Source organism: Chitinophaga oryziterrae (assembly GCF_009758125.1).
Taxonomy (GTDB): Bacteria; Bacteroidota; Bacteroidia; order Chitinophagales; family Chitinophagaceae; genus Chitinophaga; species Chitinophaga oryziterrae.
The window spans coordinates 1-3,228 of sequence record NZ_WRXO01000024.1; the positions used below are offsets into that span (position 1 = coordinate 1).

The 3,228-nt window shown below is 47.4% G+C and carries 2 rRNA genes; both read left to right on the forward strand.

Annotated elements, in window-relative coordinates:
* The first annotated feature begins 84 nt into the window (after positions 1–84).
* Positions 85–2,965 (forward strand): 23S ribosomal RNA (locus GO495_RS31805).
* Between the two features lie 138 nt (positions 2,966–3,103).
* Positions 3,104–3,215, forward strand: a 5S ribosomal RNA gene (rrf, locus tag GO495_RS31810).
* The last annotated feature ends 13 nt before the right edge of the window (positions 3,216–3,228 follow it).

Sequence of the window (3,228 nt, forward strand, 5' to 3'; positions counted from 1 at the left end):
AGTGATTAGCTGAAGAGTTAGTTACAAAGTTCTTTGACATATTGGGAAATAAAGTTGTAATACACTTTGCAAAAAGCAAAGATTTTTAAAGCGAATAAGGGCGCATGGTGGATGCCTAGGCTCTAGGAGGCGAAGAAGGACGTGGTAAGCTGCGATAAGCTACGGGGAGATGCAAACGATCGTTACATCCGTAGATTTCCGAATGGGACAACCCAGTACACTGAAGGTGTATTACCCGCAAGGGGGCCAACGCAGGGAACTGAAACATCTAAGTACCTGCAGGAAAAGAAAATAAATAATGATTCCCTAAGTAGTGGCGAGCGAACGGGGAAGAGCCCAAACCTGGATGGCGTGCTGTCCGGGGGTTGTAGGACTACATTTAGAAAGTCAGATCAAGTTGAATCATCTGGAAAGATGAACCATAGCAGGTGATAGTCCTGTAGGCAGAAATTCTGATGGACGCGTAGTATCCTGAGTAGCGCGGGACCGGAGAAATCCTGTGTGAATCTGTCAGCACCATCTGATAAGGCTAAATACTCCCTAGAGACCGATAGTGAACCAGTACCGTAAGGGAAAGGTGAAAAGTACTCCGAACAGGAGAGTGAAATAGTTCCTGAAACCGTGCGCCTACAAGCGGTCGGAGCATAGTAATATGTGACGGCGTGCCTTTTGCATAATGAGCCTACGAGTTACTCCTTACTGGCAAGGTTAAGCACTTAAGTTGCGGAGCCGTAGCGAAAGCGAGTTCTAACAGAGCGCTTAGTCAGTAGGGGTAGACGCGAAACTTTGTGATCTATCCATGGGCAGGTTGAAGGTTTGGTAACACAAACTGGAGGACCGAACCCATTAGCGTTGAAAAGCTATGGGATGACCTGTGGATAGGGGTGAAAGGCCAATCAAACTGAGAGATAGCTCGTTCTCCCCGAAATGTTTTTAGGAACAGCCTCGTACATAGAGTTATCATAGAGGTAGAGCTACTAATTGGGCTAGGGGGCTTCACCGCCTACCAAACCCTAATAAACTCCGAATGCTATGATATATCTGCGGGAGTGAGGCTGTGGGCGCTAAGGTCCATGGCCGAGAGGGAAATAACCCAGATTAACAGCTAAGGTCCCTAATAGTACGTTAAGTTGAACAAACGAAGTTCAAATCCTATAACAGCCAGGATGTTGGCTTGGAAGCAGCCATTCATTTAAAGAGTGCGTAACAGCTCACTGGTCGAGGGTTTGGGCACGGAAAATAATCGGGCATCAAACGTACAACCGAAGCTTTAAGATTGCTGGCGATGTCAGTATATCGGTAGGGGAGCATTCTAAACTGCATTGAAGGTGTTATGTGAGTAATGCTGGAGCGTTTAGAAAAGAAAATGTAGGCATAAGTAACGATAATTTGGGTGAAAAACCCAGACGCCGTAAGACTAAGGGTTCCTGATCAACGCTAATCGGATCAGGGTTAGTCGGGTCCTTAGGCAAAGCCGAAAGGCGTAGCTGATGGCAAAATGGTGAATATTCCATTACCTGCTATAACTTCGATGGAGTAACGGAGTAGTGAAAGGACTGCGCACTTACGGAATAGTGCGTTAAAGGGTGTAGTTATATTCTGTGTAGGCAAATCCGCACGGGATGATGAACCTGATAGTACAGCAAAGCTTCGGCCGCGCTGATAATGTCCCTAAACAGACTTCCAAGAAAAACTTCTAAGGTTCGGTTATAGCAGCCCGTACCGTAAACCGACACAGGTAGTCGAGGAGAGTATCCTCAGGCGCTCGAGTGATCCGTGGTAAAGGAACTAGGCAAATTGACGCTGTAACTTCGGGATAAGGCGTACTGCAGTAATGCAGTCTCAGTAAAATGGTCCAACCAACTGTTTAACAAAAACACAGGGCCCTGCAAAATCGAAAGATGACGTATAGAGCCTGATACCTGCCCGGTGCTGGAAGGTTAAGGAAGGATGTTCGGCGCAAGCCAAAGCTTCTGACTGAAGCCCCAGTAAACGGCGGCCGTAACTATAACGGTCCTAAGGTAGCGAAATTCCTTGTCGGGTAAGTTCCGACCTGCACGAATGGTCTAATGAGTTGGACACTGTCTCTACCACGAGCTCGGTGAAATTGTAGTATCGGTGAAGATGCCGGTTAATCGCAACGGGACGGAAAGACCCCGTGAACCTTCACTACAACTTAACATTGATTTTGAACCACAGATGTGTAGGATAGTTGGGAGACTATGAAGCAGCTTCGCCAGGAGTTGTGGAGTCAACGTTGAAATACCAACCTTCTGTTGTTTAGAGTCTAACACCGCAAGGTGGACATTGTTTGGTGGGTAGTTTGACTGGGGTGGTCGCCTCCTAAAAAGTAACGGAGGCTCGCAAAGGTACCCTCAGTACGGTTGGTAATCGTACGCAGAGCGCATTAGTAAAAGGGTGCTTGACTGTGAGGCAAACAAGCCGAGCAGGAGCGAAAGCTGGCTAAAGTGATCCGGTGGTTCTGTATGGAAGGGCCATCGCTCAAAGGATAAAAGGTACTCCGGGGATAACAGGCTGATCTCCCCCAAGAGCTCATATCGACGGGGAGGTTTGGCACCTCGATGTCGGTTCGTCACATCCTGGGGCTGGAGAAGGTCCCAAGGGTTCGGCTGTTCGCCGATTAAAGTGGCACGTGAACTGGGTTCAGAACGTCGCAAGACAGTTCGGTCCCTATCTGTTGTGATCGTTAGTAAATTGCGAGGACATGACCTTAGTACGAGAGGACCGGGTCGTACGTACCGCTGGTGTATCTGTTGTGCCGCCAGGTGCAATGCAGAGTAGCTATGTACGGACAGGATAAACGCTGAAAGCATCTAAGCGTGAAACCAACCTCAAGATGAGTTTACTTTTAAGGGCCGTCGGAGACTACGACGTTGATAGGCTACAGGTGTAAGGGTGGTAACATCGAAGCCGAGTAGTACTAATTGCCCGTAAGCTTTAATTTTATTTTGTAAATGTATTTCAACTTCCCAATATGTAAATTATTGCGTTGCGAGAGCGTGCTTGTAATCGGAAAAGATGTCTGTAAAGAGATCGATAAGAAAACAACAGGCTGATAGTGACAAAAGATCCTTCAAGATCTTATGGTGGTTTTGCCGAGGGTGTTCACCTCTTCCCATTCCGAACAGAGAAGTTAAGCCCCTCATGGCCGATGGTACTGCACAATCATGCGGGAGAGTAGGTAGCTGCCATATTTATTGAAAAGAG